The organism is Ruegeria profundi, assembly GCF_001507545.1.
Lineage (GTDB): Bacteria > Pseudomonadota > Alphaproteobacteria > Rhodobacterales > Rhodobacteraceae > Ruegeria > Ruegeria profundi.
The window spans coordinates 604812-621091 of the sequence record NZ_LQBP01000001.1 but is presented as its reverse complement, the minus strand read 5'-3'; the positions used below and the strand labels follow the sequence as shown (position 1 = coordinate 621091).

General features: G+C 55.6%; 14 protein-coding genes and 1 tRNA gene. 5 read left to right on the top strand and 10 right to left on the bottom strand.

Annotated elements, in window-relative coordinates; genetic code table 11:
- Window positions 1–25 precede the first annotated feature (25 nt).
- The 5 genes from AVO44_RS03060 to AVO44_RS03040 form a co-directional block, all read right to left on the bottom strand.
- Window positions 26–1396, bottom strand: a complete 1371-nt coding sequence (locus AVO44_RS03060; RefSeq protein ID WP_068332298.1) for a tetratricopeptide repeat protein — start codon at window positions 1394–1396, stop codon at window positions 26–28.
- Between the two features lie 185 nt (window positions 1397–1581).
- The gene (locus tag AVO44_RS03055) at window positions 1582–2766 is read right to left on the bottom strand and encodes a CaiB/BaiF CoA transferase family protein (RefSeq protein ID WP_068332702.1); all 1185 of its coding nucleotides are present in this window, start codon (window positions 2764–2766) and stop codon (window positions 1582–1584) included.
- Window positions 2753–4372, bottom strand: coding sequence for a thiamine pyrophosphate-binding protein (locus AVO44_RS03050; protein ID WP_068332293.1), 1620 nt, complete (start codon window positions 4370–4372; stop codon window positions 2753–2755). Before AVO44_RS03050 ends, AVO44_RS03055 begins: the two co-directional genes overlap by 14 nt.
- A gap of 79 nt (window positions 4373–4451) precedes the next feature.
- Window positions 4452–4910, bottom strand: a complete 459-nt coding sequence (locus AVO44_RS03045; protein WP_068332699.1) for a DUF302 domain-containing protein — start codon at window positions 4908–4910, stop codon at window positions 4452–4454.
- Window positions 4911–5376: 466 nt separating this feature from the next.
- The gene (locus tag AVO44_RS03040) at window positions 5377–6261 is read right to left on the bottom strand and encodes a LysR substrate-binding domain-containing protein (RefSeq protein WP_068332290.1); all 885 of its coding nucleotides are present in this window, start codon (window positions 6259–6261) and stop codon (window positions 5377–5379) included.
- A 102-nt stretch (window positions 6262–6363) separates the two neighbouring features.
- On the opposite strand from AVO44_RS03040, the gene AVO44_RS03035 reads away from it, so the two are divergent.
- Window positions 6364–7320, top strand: a complete 957-nt coding sequence (locus AVO44_RS03035) for an NAD(P)-dependent oxidoreductase (protein WP_068332288.1) — start codon at window positions 6364–6366, stop codon at window positions 7318–7320.
- Window positions 7321–7512: 192 nt separating this feature from the next.
- Here AVO44_RS03035 and AVO44_RS03030 read toward each other — a convergent pair whose 3' ends face one another.
- Window positions 7513–8889, bottom strand: coding sequence for a PIN-like domain-containing protein (locus AVO44_RS03030; RefSeq protein WP_068332284.1), 1377 nt, complete (start codon window positions 8887–8889; stop codon window positions 7513–7515).
- A gap of 264 nt (window positions 8890–9153) precedes the next feature.
- Window positions 9154–9227: transfer RNA gene (locus AVO44_RS03025), tRNA-Cys, on the bottom strand.
- Between the two features lie 228 nt (window positions 9228–9455).
- Between AVO44_RS03025 and AVO44_RS03020 the strand changes: the two genes are divergently transcribed.
- The 3 genes from AVO44_RS03020 (at window position 9456) to AVO44_RS03010 (ending at window position 12443) form a co-directional block, all read left to right on the top strand.
- Entirely contained in the window at window positions 9456–10109 is a 654-nt protein-coding gene (locus AVO44_RS03020; protein WP_068332696.1) for a protein-L-isoaspartate O-methyltransferase family protein, read from the top strand.
- 97 nt (window positions 10110–10206) lie between these two features.
- Window positions 10207–11625, top strand: a complete 1419-nt coding sequence (locus AVO44_RS03015; protein WP_068332281.1) for a TolC family outer membrane protein — start codon at window positions 10207–10209, stop codon at window positions 11623–11625.
- Between the two features lie 74 nt (window positions 11626–11699).
- Entirely contained in the window at window positions 11700–12443 is a 744-nt protein-coding gene (locus AVO44_RS03010; protein ID WP_068332277.1) for a hypothetical protein, read from the top strand.
- 2 nt (window positions 12444–12445) lie between these two features.
- Here the strand turns inward: AVO44_RS03010 and AVO44_RS03005 are convergent, their stop codons facing one another.
- Both AVO44_RS03005 and AVO44_RS03000 read right to left on the bottom strand, forming a co-directional pair.
- Window positions 12446–13903 (bottom strand): cobyric acid synthase, encoded by a 1458-nt coding sequence (locus AVO44_RS03005; RefSeq protein WP_068332275.1) that lies wholly within the window; start codon window positions 13901–13903, stop codon window positions 12446–12448.
- A gap of 161 nt (window positions 13904–14064) precedes the next feature.
- On the bottom strand, window positions 14065–14385 hold the full coding sequence (locus tag AVO44_RS03000) for a DUF6280 family protein (protein WP_068332272.1): 321 nt from the start codon (window positions 14383–14385) through the stop codon (window positions 14065–14067).
- A gap of 218 nt (window positions 14386–14603) precedes the next feature.
- On the opposite strand from AVO44_RS03000, the gene efp reads away from it, so the two are divergent.
- Window positions 14604–15167 (top strand): elongation factor P, encoded by a 564-nt coding sequence (gene efp / locus AVO44_RS02995; RefSeq protein WP_068332270.1) that lies wholly within the window; start codon window positions 14604–14606, stop codon window positions 15165–15167.
- A gap of 72 nt (window positions 15168–15239) precedes the next feature.
- Here the strand turns inward: efp and AVO44_RS02990 are convergent, their stop codons facing one another.
- Complete coding sequence (locus tag AVO44_RS02990; protein ID WP_068332267.1) at window positions 15240–16184, bottom strand: ABC transporter transmembrane domain-containing protein; 945 nt, start codon at window positions 16182–16184, stop codon at window positions 15240–15242.
- Window positions 16185–16280: the final 96 nt, after the last annotated feature.

Sequence of the window (16280 nt, the reverse complement as noted above, 5' to 3'; positions counted from 1 at the left end):
TCCTTCTTTGGTCTTTTTTTGTTTTTTATTCCGCAGGGACGCTTTGTGCGTCGCGGTTGCCGCGGGCCGCGTCGATCAATGCGCGGCGCGCTAAGGCAAAGTTATCCTCGCCCCCAGACCGTTTGGTGCGGCGATCGTCCAGGATACGCTCGACAGCATCCAGACGGCCCGCACGCAGGCCCGAGTCAATCGTGATGCGCTCGAAGACATCACGTTGGGCGTGGCTGCCACCTGCCAGTTGCATACTATTGCGCGCGCTTGACAAAAAGTCGAAAGCGGCACCGTAGAGGCCCTCGCCAAAGGCCTGAAGCCCTTTGGCAGCCGCGATACCCGGGTCGGACATGCGGATCGGCGTGTCCCCTTGGTTGCGTTGAGCGTCTTTTTGAATTCGATGCAAAATTTTGCTCGTCGCTTCACTGCGGTTGTCACCCGTCAGGGCCAGCAAATAGTGCAGATCGGCAAAAATCAGGCAGCCATCTTCGGTTCGCGCGGCGCTGAGGTCGGCAAGTTCCTCCCAGCGGTTACCAACATCGACGCCTTCCAGCTCAAGCCGCGACAGCAACGAGGTGGCATTCGAAATATCGCGGTAGTCGTCGGTTTTGTCTTGCCGGATGTAGTTGTCATACAGCTCCATCACCTGATCGACCTGACCCAGATCCAAGTGCATCAACGCTTTGTGCCACCAGACATGATAACGAAAGTTGTTGCAATGCGCCCATGCCTCTTCGCGCCCGGCCAGCCAATCCAGACCAAGCTGAGCGTTACCTTTCATCTCGTGCACATGGGCCACCGCATGCAAGCCCCATGCATCGTCCGAAACCATCCAAAGCGCCTGGCGCCCGGCAATCTCGGCCTGCTCGTAGGCGCCAGTTTCCTCCAGCGCAAAGGCATGACAGCCCAGCAGGTAACCGCGCCCGGCATGGTTGGCCTCGTAGGTTGGCAAAACGCGCTCAATCGACCGCCGCATACCGGCCGCGTCGCCCAGAACAAAACGCGTCGCGTGACTAAGCTTCATCGCCAAAGTATCTTGGGGATGGGCGAGCAGGATTTCTTCGAATTTCTGGATGGATTGCGATGGCAGATCCGCAAGGTAGAGCTCAAGTGCCTGCACGTAGAGGCTCTCACGCGCCGAGACCGGTTGCTTTTCCATGGCGGCCTTGGCTGCCGCCAGCGCCTCGACCGCAACTGCCGTCATCTCACGCCGTCCCAATAGAACCATGAACAGACCTTTGATCGCGTGACCCAAGGCAAAGTCGGGCTCAAGTTCCAGCACCTTGCCCAGATGCTGGGGGGTGCTGGCCGAATGCGCCATGAACCCAAGCAGAACACCATCCCACGCCTCGACGCTGGCCGGGTGGCTGAGGGTGTTCATCTGTCCGAAAACATCTTGTTTCATGCGTTTGGTCCGATCCATTCAAGCAAGAGCATCTGTTCTAACTGATGTAGCAGAGACTTCGACGGCGTCGTATCAGTATCGCCTGTGCTCTCGAATTGGTGAAAGGCTGTGTGTGGAAAACTTGAAAAAAACCGCCGATTCAACGGCATGTTTCAGCAACATGCCGCCGAATTAGGCACAGTGTTTCAGTCATCGAACGGATTTTCAGCGTTTAGAACAGCTTGTGTGTCTGCCCCGAATTCTGGCGGCGCGTTGCGATAGGTGACCGGCGTGCGCGAAAGTTTCAGTGGATTCCCGATCAATTGAACCTCGCCCGGTCCGGCCTGCATGGCGATTTGCATCTGCCGGGCAGCGACCTGATCCGTTGCGAAAACCTGATCTAGCGTCTTGACTGGGCCAACCGGCACTTTGCACGCCTCCAACCCGGCAATGACAGCGGCGGTGTCGCGGGATTGCAGCGCGGGGCGCAGAACCGCGTTCAGGGTTTCGCGATGCTCCAACCGGGCTGGATTTGTGGCATAGCGCGGGTCATCCGCCAGATCGGGGTGGTCGATGAAATCGCAAAACCGGCGGAACTGGCCGTCATTTCCTACGGCCAGAATAACGTGGCCATCGGCGGTTTCATAGACATCGTAAGGCACGATGTTGGGATGCCCGTTGCCCCGCCGCTGCGGGACATCACCCGAGGTCAGATAGTTTACGCCTTCATTGATCAGCCACGCGATCTGGGTATCAACCAACGCAAGGTCAATTTGCTGACCTTCCCCGGTCTGGTCGCGGTGCCGCAAAGCCGCCAGAATTCCGACCGAGGCGTACATTCCGCACATCACATCTGCAATTCCAACACCAACTTTCATCGGCGCGCCGTCAGGGTCACCCGTCAGCGACATGATCCCGCCATAGCCCTGCGCCATCAGGTCATAGCCCGGCTTGGAGGCATTCGGTCCGGTTTGGCCATAGCCGGAGATCGAGCAATACACGAGGCTGGGAAATTCCTGTGACACGGACGCATAATCCAGCCCATACTTCGCCAGGCCGCCGGGTTTGAAGTTCTCGATCAATATGTCGGCATGCGCAGCCAGCCGTTTGACCTGCGCCTGACCTTCGGGTGTGGCGATGTCGATAGCGACGGATTTCTTATTGCGGTTGGCCGCCATGAAATAGGCGCTCAGGTCCGAGCGGTTGCCATCCGCGTCCTCAACGTAAGGTGGGCCCCACTGCCGCGTATCGTCACCACCTGTGGTGGGGTTTTCGATCTTGATCACGCTGGCCCCCAGATCACCCAACAATTGCGTACAGGTCGGCCCTGCCAGAATGCGGCTGAGGTCCAGAACCTTGATACCCTTCAGCGGTCCTTCAGATCCGGCCATCATATCCCCCACGATCAATTTCAGCCGCAATTACGGTGAATGTTTCGGCCTTCATGGCTTCGTTCAGCGCCGCGCGCAACTCTTCCCTGTTGCGAACGGTGTGGCCGTTTCCGCCAAAGGCGCGACCCATGGCGGCAAAGTCGTGACGGTCGAAGTCCACGCCCGTATTGCCCATCTGACGCTGCCGCTGTTTCAGTTCGATCAAGGCCAGGCTGGCGTCGACAAAAACCAGGAAGATCGGATTTCCCCCCATCTCGGCAGCGGTTGATAGCTCTCCGGCGACCATGAGGAACCCGGCATCGCCCGAAAAGCTGATCACGGGGCGATCCGGCTCGACCAGCTTCAGGCCAATGGCCATTGGAACCGCGCATCCCATGGTGCAAAGCGCTGAGGATTGAATCAGCCCACGCTCTTCATGGCAATCCCACATCTGGCTCAGCAGGATGCGGTGCGCGCCGCTGTCAGCAGTTGCCAGAGTATGCGCAGGCAGAGTGGCGCGCGCTTCGGCGATGACGGCCGCAGGGCCCCAGTCATCATCCGTGGGAAAGGCCTCTGCCAACGCAGCCTTGACTTGCTGGGGTTGGCCTTCAGACCAGGTCGTGCGGGCGGGATTGCCCTTGGCGATGGCTTCCAGCGTAGCACCGATATGGGCCACAAGGTTCAACCCAGCCTGATGCATGTAGTGGTCATTGACCACGGCTGAGATTTCGATGACGCGCTTTTCCGCGGGGTCCCAGATTTCGCGCCAGCCGGGGCGCATTTCGATCGGGTCATACCCGAGGCAAAGTACCAGATCGGCTTGTTCGACCAATGGAACCAGATGCTTATCGGCCAGCGGCGACAAACCCGCACCACCAAGGCAAAGCGGGTGATCCTCGGGCAGGACGCCCTTGGCCTTGTATGTTGTCACAAACGGAATGTTGAAATGCTCCAGAAACGCCTGCACCACATTTCGCGAGTTGTCATAGAGCACATCCAGACCGATGATCGCGATTGGTCGTTCAGCCTCGGCCACCCAGCGGCGCGCTTTCTCTACGCAATTCCCCTCGGGTGCGACGGCGGCAGGCTTTGCCAAACGACGGCGTTTGACGCCAGACACGCGCGTATCCGCGATCGAGATCGGAATGTCGATATGCACCGGGCCGGGGCGGGGCTGGTTTGCGAGGGAAACCGCCTTGTCCGCAATGATATCCGCCCCTTGCGCGGTCAGCGTAAACGTCCCTTTCGTGATCGACCGATAAACCTGCGCGTGGTCCATGACCTGATGCGTGTAGGTCAGCGCCTCATCTGCATCGACGCAGCCTGTCAACACGATCATTGGCACCCGGTCCTGCAGCGCATTGGCGACAACGTTGATCCCGTTCATGGCTCCGGGGCCGAGGGTGGCGACCAGAATGGCAGGCGCGCGATCGCGGTGGTGAACGGCCTCTGCCATGAACCCGGCCGCGTTTTCGTGTTTGGTCAGGTGAAAGGTGATCCCCGCCTGTTCCAACGCATCCACCAGGGTCAGCACTTCGCCCCCTGGCATACCGAACGCGTGGCGGCATCCGGCTTCGTAGAGTCGTTGGGCTAAAAGATCAGCCGCACGGGGTGAATCGTCATGCATCAGTCATGCTCCGAAAATTCTGTTAGACAGGAGAATGCGGAGGACGCGCCCGGGCGCAAGCAGGTTCACGGCAGTGTGACTATTTGACTGCTGAGTCCGCCACTGCCTGAAACTTGGCGTCAAGTTCCTGTGCAATGTGTTTCAGGGTCTCTCCGCCCTCGTCCGCATAGGGTGCGAACACAAAGCTGGGGGTTTTGTAAGACAGTGTTGCGGTGCCGTCTTCATTTTCGGTCACGTAGAACCTGATCGGAGCCTCGATCATCGCGTTGACCGAGGTTTCCAGAACGCGCACGGCATAGTCATTATTGAACGCGCCGATCACAAGGTTGCCGGGAATGACAATTCCGCGCGCCGCGGCAGCTTTGGTTGGCCCGGCCTGAGTGACAACGATCAATCCGTTGTCCTTCACAGCCGCCTTGGTGTCGGTAACAAGATCATCAAAGCTTTTGCCAGTTGGATAAACCGCCCAGCCCGGTAGTCGCTCCTCGGCCCAGACGGGCAGGGCCAGAAGGCAGAGAAAACCCCAAAGCGCGCGCATCATAATGCCTCGTTAAGTAAGCTATATGTGGTTGTGCCAGAAAACGACGAGCAGCGCACGCACATTTCCGCGCGCAATCAGGCTGGTACCAAGTGCCGATAGATGGATCAATGGCGGCAAACAGCGTTGCAACCCAGCGCTAGTGCTATTTCTGCAAATAAATATCCATGATCCAGCCACATTGGACCCGGACCCTTAAGCGGCTTGGCGGGATTCACTCAGCCAAATCCTGCAAACGCCCCCGTAATCAGCAGCTCCTGCTTGATGCCGGGCCTTCGGGTGAATAGTGCCAAGTTATTTTTGACCTGTTGCGCCGCGTCAGTCGGACAACCGATAGGCCGCCAGTTCCGCTGACGCATTCCCTTATCATCCGTAAATGAACGGACGCAACGTATCGCACGTGCGAGGTCGTCGAGCGCGAGGCGCAAAGTGAATTCTTTCGGGTCAGAAAAGCAACAAGCCCGTGTCAATCAGTGACGTTCGCGGCCAGTCCGTCGCGCAGCCAGGAACAGAACAAACCGGCGGCTGCCGTTGGTTGGGACGTCGCATGCGAACTGATCAGATAGTGCGACTGCGCAAAGGGAACCGCCGGGCCTGCGATGGCAATCGGCGCGCCTTGCCGGATCACGTTTCGGGCAAACCTTTCCAGAATTGTCGCGCACCCGGCGCCTGCCATCACAAGTTGCAGGGCTGCGACTGATGTATCCACCGAATGTCGCGACGCTTTATCCGGTGCAGCAATGCCATTGGCCTGAAAGTAGCGCGCCCAATTGTCCTCATATCCGAGGATGTGAATGAGCGGCGCGTCTTTAAGCTGCTCAAGGTCCGGCGTACGGCCAGTGGCGCGGCATATCGGAACCAGTTTTTCTTCGGTCAGTTTTTCGGACCGCACCCCCGGCCAATCTCCGTATCCTAGCCGGATTTCCACGTCTACATCACCGGGCGCCACGCTGTCATTCCAGATGTGTGACACCACGCGAACAGGGATATCCGGATGTTGTTCGGTAAATCCCGGCAGTTCAGCGGCGATCCAGTAGGTCGCCGTGGAAATCGCAGCGCGGATTGTCAGGGTCTGGTGGGATGCAGGGCCGAACAAGCTGTTGGTCGACAGTGCGATATCGGCCAAGGCCCGTCGGACCGTCAGGGAATAGGACTGCCCCAGCTCGGTCAGCTCCAGTCTTCGCGCATTTCGAGTGAACAGTTTCTGCCCCAGTTCGGCTTCGAGCGAACGAATGTGAAGAGAGACCGCCGTTTGCGTCAGCCCAAGCTCCCGCGCTGTCGTCGTGAAATTCAGGTGCCGCGCGGCCGATTCGAAACTGCGTAGCCATGCGGGGTTCGGTAGCCGGTCCATTTATCACCAAAATTTTTTGACCATAACTTGACTTATTATTCATTTTCTTTCCCAGCAAGCAAAACGGATACTTGCCCGAACTGCGACCGTCAGGAGGAAAAGATGAGAGTCGGTTTTATCGGTTTGGGAAATGTGGGCGGTAAGCTGTCGGGATCGCTGTTGCGAAACGGAATTGACCTGACGGTCCATGACCTTAACCCCGATCTGGTGGCCGAATTCGTGGTTAAGGGCGCAAAAGCGGCAGAAGACCCGGCACAAATGATGCGGGATTGCGATGCTGTCATAACCTGCCTGCCATCGCCCGCTGCCTCGGACGCGGTTATGCAGGAAATGTTACCCGAAGTCGGGCCGGGCAAAATCTGGATGGAGATGTCGACGACGGACGAGGCGGAAGTCAAACGCCTTGGCGCGATGGTCATCGAGCGCGGAGGTGCAGCCGTAGATTGCCCGGTTTCAGGTGGATGCCACCGTGCGGCAACAGGCAACATCTCGATCTTTGCCGGATGCGACCGGGAAACCTTTGAGCGCATCTTGCCTTTCCTGACCACGATGGGACGGCGCGTGCTGCATACAGGCGATCTGGGAACTGCCTCGGTCCTGAAGGTGCTTACAAACTATCTGGCCACCGCCAACCTGATCACCTGCGCCGAAGCGCTAGTGACAGCAAAGGCGGCCGGGATGGATCTGAACACGACCTATGAGGCGATCAAGATCTCGTCAGGTACTTCGTTTGTCCATGAAACCGAAAGCCAGGTCATTTTGAACGGGTCCCGTGACATCTCTTTCACGATGGATCTTGTGAAAAAAGATATCGGCCTCTTTCAGGACGTCGCCGACCGCGCTGGCGTACCTTTGGAAATCAACCCGGTGATGATCCAAATCTTCAATGACGGGATCGCCCGCTATGGCGAACGTGAACTGTCGCCAAACATTATCAAGCGGTTGGAAGAAGCCACGGGGCTGGACATCACCGCTCCGGGATTTCCAACCGAAATGATGGATGACGAGCCGGAAGAGCCCGGTTACGAAGTTATTCCACAAGGCCGCCGGGCCAAATGACGCACCACACGTGGTTTTGAAACAGTTAGTGTTTTCAGAGAAGTGGAGGCGAGTACCTGTTTTGAAATCAAACTAACTTTCATAAGTATTTGATTTAAAAACAATTACTTATAATAATTTTGTTGTTTTCATTGGCTGAAAATGTTGCGGGATTTGTTGCGGGACTACAGCACTGTCCACTGCCAAGTTTTTCTAGTCGTTTTCGTCTGGAGAAATCTTTGCCAATACAAAAAACTCAGCTTGGTATCCGTCTGGATAGTCCAATACTCCTACGAGAAATCGAAGTTTACTGGCCATTCCTCTGAAACGACGTTTGCGCAGAATTTCAGTAATTTTGTTGGCTTCACTTTCGGTCGTTGCGACCAGAATAAGTGTGAGCACATCAAAGTCGCTCTGGGCATTTTCGTATATTATTCTGTCCGTAACATCCCGAATCCTGCGCATTACCAGTTCGGAGTTGCCAGTTTGTTTTACTTCAAAGCCTAGTTTTTTGTTCTCGGTCTCCACGGTGAAATCAGGAAAACCATAAACGTTGGCGAAAACCTCTCCATATCTTAGAGTTAACCACCTTGAGACAGCATCTTCCGCTATCTTGTACGACCTGCGGGTCTTTAATTTCTCTTCTTGTCTTTCGGAAAGTACGGTCGACACGTCCCTAACTTCGGCGAGGGTGTCTTTTGAGATATCCGTGCCAAGATAACTTTCAGCAAACTGCAAAAAGGCTTCAGGCTTGTACAGTAGAAAAGAGGAAATCTCTCCCCTCAACTTAGCTTCTTCGATTAACTCGGGGCGTGGGCCTAGAGTTTTAGGACCATCTGACTTCACTATCCACCACCAATCCGCCTTAGAATCGTCGGTGACGAAAATCACTGTGTCCGTTTTCGAGGCGCTGGTGTGCGACAAAAGTTGTTGCCAAACTAAGTAGTCCCCATATTTACATTTATAAACGATCTCGTTGTGCATATATGTGTCTGGATCGTCTTTATCTTTTTCATCATCGAGAAACCCGGGCGGGATTTCAGATTTGTACCGCCGCTCTGCCTCTTTGTAGTGTTCCTCGACTTCCTTTTGGTCCTTAGGTGGTTCGCCAACCTTTTTCTCAAAAAGTGCTTCGATCTTTTCTTTCAACGGATCAGCTTCGGTGAGCTTTTGTTGTTTCTCTTTGATCTCATCCAAGTCCGACAAAAATCCGGAGACCAACTTGTCTATTTCAGAGGTCAAAGGCGTCGGGTCAATTAGTGAATGTCGACGATCCAACTGAAGCTCTGAAAGACCTTTTCGAAGTTCGGATTGTGCTGAGCCGATTGCTTTTCGGACTTGAGCGAAGCGTTTGTTTTGATCGGCAAGAACGTTCAGACGATTTCTCTGAAACTCGAGCGCCACATGATGTGGTATCCAAATCCGATTTGATAGCTTCCCGATAACTTCCAGCAGTTGGTCTCGCGTTGACGACTGATAGCGGTAAAGGTTTAGGAGAACATTCGTGTCGAATACAAACAATGCTCGGCCCCAAATAGCTCTAAAGTCTTTTGTCGCCCCGGGATCGAACTGAGGAAATAGGTTCTTCATTAGAACTCCGGTAGCTAAACTCTATGCTGAATTTTCAGCTTGTTGGCACAACTTATTGTACTGTAACCCAGGTCCGTGCAAGGCCAAATCATTCAATCTCTGACGCAAAGTGGTAAGATTAGTCCTTTTTTGCCAACAGGTTACTTGACACCTTACGCAAGTAAATCAACAAAGAATGTTGCGGGATTTGTTGCGGAGTTCAGTAGAGTAAACGCTAGTGGGGCAAAATTTCCCTTTAAAATCAATATCTTAAGGTGTTTTATTTGGAGGCGAGTACCGGAATCGAACCGGTGTACACGGATTTGCAATCCGCTGCGTCACCACTCCGCCAACTCGCCTTTATAAGTAAAATCAATTACTTGACGTGGTGTGCCCGGCGTTTTAGCACCTTTCTAGGGGGGCGTCCAGTGGGTTGGATGTAAAAATCCGCGCTCATGTGTCGGGGCTTACCAAGGTTGAACTCTACGCGTCTGGACTTCGGTTCAACTTTCGACACCACAGCCGTTGCTGGTTTCGTCCAGATATGGCACAAGCCAAGCATCCTTGGGACTAACATGAGCGATCAAATGACAGATTTCGCAACCCGACGCCGTACGATGGTTGATACACAGGTCCGACCCTCGGATGTCACGAAATTCCCCATCATTGACGCAATGCTAACCGTCCAGAGGGAGAATTTCGTGCCGGATTCGCATCGCGAAGCGGCCTATGCCGAGGGTATCATCGATCTTGGGAGCGGACGTTGTCTGCTTGAGCCGCGGACACTTGCAAAAATGCTGGATGCGTTGAACATCTCGAACGACGAGGTGGTTTTGGATATCGCCCCCGCGCTGGGCTATTCAACCGCGGTGGCAGCCCGCATGGCCCAGTTGGTCGTCGCAGTGGAAGAGGATGAGGCTCTGGCGGCAGAGGCGCAGACCCTTTTGATGGAAGCCGAAGCTGACAACGCGATTGTACACGTCGGTCCGTTGGAACAAGGCGCGACCGAGCACGGACCTTATGATGTCATCATGATTCAGGGCGGGGTCGAGCAGGTACCCGACGCGCTGATCGAACAGTTGAAAGATCGTGGGCGCATCGCCTGTTTGTTTGTCGAAGGAAAGCTTGGCACCGTTCGGATTGGCCACAAATCTGGCGGACAAGTAACGTGGCGCTACGCATTTAATGCCAATGCCCCGGTTTTAAAGGCATTTTGCACTGAGTGTGCATTTTCGCTATAGTTCTTACGCATATTGTTCTGCTGCCTTGATTAGTTGAAAACAAACGCGCAAACTGCGCTCAGGGCAGCGTAATTTTGTTTTTTAGAAGGAATTGGGTATGCGTTCAAGGACAGGGGGAAGGTTTGTTAAGGCACTTGCACTGACTGCGGGGATCGCGCTCAGTGCTGTGCCGGGGCGTGCGGTTTGGGCTGATAACCTGACAGACGCCTTTATCGGGGCTTATAACACCAGCGGTCTGCTGGAGCAAAACCGCGCGTTGCTGCGTGCGGCTGATGAAGATGTAGCGATTGCATTATCTGCGCTGCGTCCGATCATCAACTGGGCGGTCGAGGTTAGTCAGGACTATACGCGCTCTACAGTGAGTGATGTTGTCACGCGCGACGAGCCGTCTACCTTTTTCACGGGACTCACGTTAAGCCAGTTGGTCTATGATGGCGGCTTCTCGGTGCTGGGCAAGCAATCTGCGCAGGAAATCGTTTTGTCGACCCGACAAGCTCTGCTTGATGTTGAGCAATTTGTTCTGTTCCGTGCCGCAAATGCCTACTTGTTTGTTCTTGAACAAGAAGAGGCGGTTCAGATTCGCCTGAACAACGTCGACGTGTCGTCCGAGGAACTGCGGGCGTCTCAGGATCGATTCGATGTGGGTGAAGTGACGCGCACGGACGTCGCTCTGTCCGAAGCACAGTTGGCAAGCTCACAGGCTGATCTGGCGGTTGAACGCGGGTTTCTAGCGCAGGCACAGGCGGAATACGTCAATGCAGTAGGTAACGCGCCGGGGCGTACGGCGGGCCTGCCGGGTTTGCCCAGTTTGCCAGGGTCCGAGGCTGAGGCGGTTGCACTGGCACAGCGAAACCATCCTGCCATTCTGTCTGCGCAGCACGAAGTACGCGCTCTTGACTTGCAGGTGCAGCAGCAGCGCGCCAATCTCGGGCCAAATGTCCGGCTTTTTGCGGATGCTGGTATCCGTGAAAGCTATGACAATGATGACAATCTTGAAGATGCATCAATCGCTCTGCGCTTTGAGCAGCCGATCTATGCGGGTGGCCGGTTGGCTGCCAGCGTGCGTCGCTCGATGGCAACACGGGATGCGTCGCGCGCCAACCTTCTAAACGTCCAAAAGGACATTACTCAAGGCGTAGTCGATGCTTTTGCCTCGTTTCAGGCAGCTTCAGCCAGTTTGCGGGCATCGACGGAACGGGTTCGTGCATCACAAGTTGCGTTTGATGGTATCCGGGAAGAAGCGACACTTGGCGCACGGACGACCTTGGATGTTCTGAATGCGCAGCAGGACTTGCTGGATGCGCAGCTGGCCGAGGTAAGATCACGTGTTGAACGCACACGGTCAGCCTATGAGCTTCTGCAGGCACAGGGTCTGCTGACGGCAGAACGTCTGGGCTTGGCTGTGCAGATCTATGATCCCACGCTCTACTACAACCTGGTGAAAAAGGCTCCGGCCCAGGTCAGCCGGCAGAGCAAAGATCTGGATCGCGTCCTCAAAGCGTTGCGTCGCGACTGAGGGCGGATACTACCTGTTGTGACGTCCGACTTGTTTGGCTACACTCGATCCTGAGGATAGAGCGGTAGAGAACAATGACGGATAAAGTCGTAAAAACGGGAATCGAGGACGTCTTGTCCTCGATTAAACGTTTGGTCAGCGAAGACAGCAGGGATGCCCAAAGTGCTTTTGCGCCGGTTGGGTCGCGAAAGCCCGGCAGGTTGGTGCTTACAGACGCATTGCGTGTCAGTGAAACGACACCGGACGCAAACCCGAAGCGCGAAAACCCAGAACCCGGCTATAAGGCCGAGGATTCCGTTCAGCCGATGCTTTTGCGGACCTCTGACATCATCAAGTATGCCGAACCAGCAGCAGAACAGCAGACCAAAGTCGAGCCCGAGCCAGACGTTTCTGGTGGTCTGAGCGCCAAGATCGAAGCGTTGGAGGCTGCCATTGCCCATACCGAGGATCAGTGGGAGCCGGACGGCGACAGCGATGATGCTTACTCTGGCACGACGACCAACACGCTTCACTGGCATGCAGAGGACGAGTTTATCGTCTCGGACAGCTCCAGCCTATCCGACACTGCGTCGGAGGAGCAGAAGTCTGAAACCAAGGCCACTTTTGTCCGCGACCCGCAAGCTGTAGCTGCAGAAGCGCCCAAGGTCGATGTAGACCAAACCGCGCCGGAACTGGACAATAACGCCTTGAGAGAGTTGATCGCTCAGGTTGTACGTGAAGAATTACAGGGCGTTTTGGGCCAGCGCATCACCCGCAACGTTCGCAAAATGGTGCGGCGCGAGATCTTTCGCGTGCTGGCAGAACAGGAAGTGGAATAAACCTACAAACGTTTGGGCGGCTGGGCCAAATTCAGCAGGTGGTCAAGATCCATGTGCTGTTCAAGATGGTCGGCCAGCGCGTCTAACGTTTCCTCGACCCCATCCTCATAAAGCAAGTCGGATACCGCGCCCAGTTCCCTCAGATAGCGGGCGCGGAAGGCGTCAGATGAGAATATGCCGTGCAGATAGCTGCCGCGAATGCGGCCTGTTTTGTCGGCAGCGCCTTCGGGACGGGAATCAATCTCAAGCCAGGCGCGATTGCAATCGGGACCTTCGGTTCGGCCCATGTGGATTTCATATCCGGTCACTGGATCGTTGTCGGGAACCGAGCGTGCGGTCCGCAACGTGACCCGCTTTTTTCCAGCCATAGTGGTGGTTACGTCCAAAAGGCCCAACCCATCAACCGTACCCGCGCTGCCATCGACCCCCTCGGGATCGGCGATGGTTTTGCCTAGCATCTGAAACCCGCCGCACAAGCCCAGTACATGACCGCCCCGACGGACATGGGCATAGAGGTCGATATCCCAGCCTTGCGCCCGAAAAAACGCAAGATCACCGATTGTGGATTTGCTGCCTGGCAGCAGCACAAGATCGGCGTCGCCGGGCAGGGGGCGTCCAGGGGGTATGATTTCAACCGTGACACCCGGTTCGGCTGACAGCGGATCAAGGTCATCGAAATTGGCCATCCTCTCCAGCTGCGGCACGACCACCTTGCAGGTGCCGCCGCTGTGTGAGCGGATGTCCATCATATCCTCGGCAGGCAAGCGCCACGCGTCGTTGAACCACGGCACGACGCCCAGACAGGGCCAGCCCGTGCGCGCAGCAATGTCATCACGCCCCTCGTCGAACAGGCTTACATCGCCCCTGAACCGATTGATTGCAAAGCCCCTGATCATCGCGAGATCACCGGCGTCCAGAACCGCCTGCGTACCCACGATTTGCGCAATAACGCCACCGTGATGAATGTCGCCAACCAGAACCACGGGCACATCGGCGACGCAGGCAAAGCCCATATTGGCGATGTCGCCCTTGCGCAGGTTGGTCTCAGCCGGGCTGCCCGCACCTTCGACCAGAACCAGATCGGCATCGCCGCATAGCCGGTCAAAGCTTTCAAGCGCAGCGCCCAGCAATTTGGATTTGTCTTTGCGGTAGTCACCGGCCTTCATTGTCCCTTTCCGCTGACCCTGAACGATGATTTGGGCACCGGTGTCGGTCTCGGGCTTCAAAAGGATCGGGTTCATATCCGTATGCGTCGGGCGCATCGCGGCACGTGCCTGCAAAGCTTGCGCGCGCCCAATCTCACCCCCGTCTTCGGTTACGGCGGCGTGGTTTGACATATTCTGGGGTTTAAACGGTGCAACCCGGAGCCCACGCCGGGTGTACGCCCGCGCCAACCCGGCCACCAGAACCGATTTCCCGACATTACTGCCGGTTCCCTGAATCATGATGGCACGAACCATGGTCGTCTCCTGTGCGTTGGGCGCAGATGACCTGATTTGATGTCAAAGGGAAAGCCCCGGGTACCAGGTTTTTAGCAGTGGTATTGCACATTCAGGATTGCAAAAGAAAAACGCGCCCCAATGAGCGGGGGCGCGTTTTTTCATTCAAAAGTCGCCTTGGTTCAGGCAGCCTCAGCCTGCTGAGCGGCATTGCGACGTTCGCTTTCTTCACGCGACAGCGCGACCGAGGTGCGCACACCACGACCGACGAACTCCATCAATCCGCTTACAACCCGTTCATTCGGGTCGATACCCGCGCAGGAAAGCACCTCGCGCCCATCGCGCGAGCGTGCCCAGCGGGCAATTTGTTCCGGTCCATTGCCGTATTTCTTGTCGTCAGCAATGGCGTCATCGAGTGCAGCCAACACCACGGCTGCAAAAAGTTTACGAGCACGATTGCCTTGCTCATTGTTAAAGGCAGTGCCGTCAACGAAATCTTTCATCTCGTTTTCCTTGTTGTTCTTGCTCTTGCGTTTTCGGCGTGACGGTCCTTATGACCTATTAGGTGCGATTCGGATACATCTAAAATGCATAGTTGCGTTGCGTCATTTGCATAGCTCGCTGCCCTTGCAGCGCCAAATCTGGTTCTCTTGCCACGAATTATCCCGCCAGATATAGGGACGGGAACTGACGCATCAACCGTTTGTAAAGGATTTATGTCATGCCCAAGATAAATGGGAACGAAATTCGACCCGGCAATGTGCTTGAGCATAACGACGGGCTATGGGCCGCTGTGAAGGTTGACCATGTAAAGCCCGGTAAAGGCGGTGCTTTTGCGCAGGTTGAGCTGCGCAACTTGCGAAATGGTTCAAAGCTGAACGAACGGTTTCGCTCGGCCGATAAGGTTGAACGTGTGCGTCTTGAACAGAAGGATCAGCAGTTCCTTTACGAATCCGACGGGATGCTGGTGTTCATGGATTCCGAAACCTATGAACAGATCGAACTGCCTGCCGAATTGCTGGGTGAGCGTCGCCCGTTTCTGCAGGATGGCATGACCATCGTGGTTGAGTTCTATGAAAGTGAGGCGCTGAACGCGACGTTGCCTCAAAAAGTCACCTGCAAAATTGTTGAGACTGAGCCGGTGGTCAAAGGGCAGACGGCTGCGAACTCGTTCAAGCCTGCGATCCTGGACAATGGGGTTAAGGTCATGGTGCCGCCGTTCATCGGCCAGGACGAAACGATTGTCGTGAATACCGAAACCATGGAATACTCGGAACGTGCGTAATCCCGCGTTTGCCGAAAGGTGAAAAGACCGCGAAAGGTGAAAAGACCGCGCAGGCCAGGGGCGCGCGGTCTTTTATTTTGCTTGCTTGGGAAGCCGATAACGTTCAGGGTTCGGGCCGAACAGTTCCAGCATCAATTCATATTTGATACGGTTAGCGCTGACCTGCCGGTAAAAGGCGATCAGAAAACCGGTGGGTCCCTGAATACGGCTAAGGCCACTGGTGGCGGCGACTACGGTCCCGACGTCTGTTTTACCCTGCAAAACCAGATACCCACCCAGCATCAGGACGCCGACAGTGGCTGCTCCGTTTATGACGCTCAGCAGGAATTTCGCCGATAGTTTCCACAGGAACATGCGGCGGCGGGTTTCGTAGATTTCGTCAAACCGGGCATCAATGTCGCGGGCTACTGTATCGATGTCCTCGACCGTCAGCTTGTCAGTGGCACTGCGCAGAATTCGGACACGATCGGCGACGAAAACGTTCACTTTACGTTGCGATATCAATACGATGACGATCTGGGGTATTATCATGGACAAGGCAATCAGACCAAGCCACGGCTGCGTGGATGAGATATAGCCGATAACACTGATAAGCGTTCCGATTTGCACCACCGGGTCCGAAAAAGCTCCGCCTGCGAACTTTCCCAGCTCTTCCGCCTCGGCCGAGATGGCAGTGGTCATGGTGCCCTTTTTCACCGAGCCTTCCGTGTCCTCCACGTCTGATGCACGAGCAAGCAGGCGTTGCCGGATCAGGCGGATCATATCTTCGCCAAGTGTGCCCGCCCGAAAACCCAACAGCCATTTCAAGGCAAGGCTCAGCAGGATGACCGACATCATACCTGCGGCAAGATAGGTCAGACGTTCGGTTTCGATACTGTCCGATGTCAGGTGGTTGATGATATCGCGCTGAAACTCCAACGGTACGGCCGCCAGCCCCGCGATGGCAATCGACAGGACAATAAGAACAATCTGCCGCCCGGCGCTGGCCCGCCAGATTGCCTGATACAACTTTAACATATGCGCATCCGTTCAGTGAACTTAACGCAGTTTGTCAGTGTCGCGGGTCCGGTTCAAACGGTGCTTTGATTGGCCACGCGCAAGTCGTGCCGGATT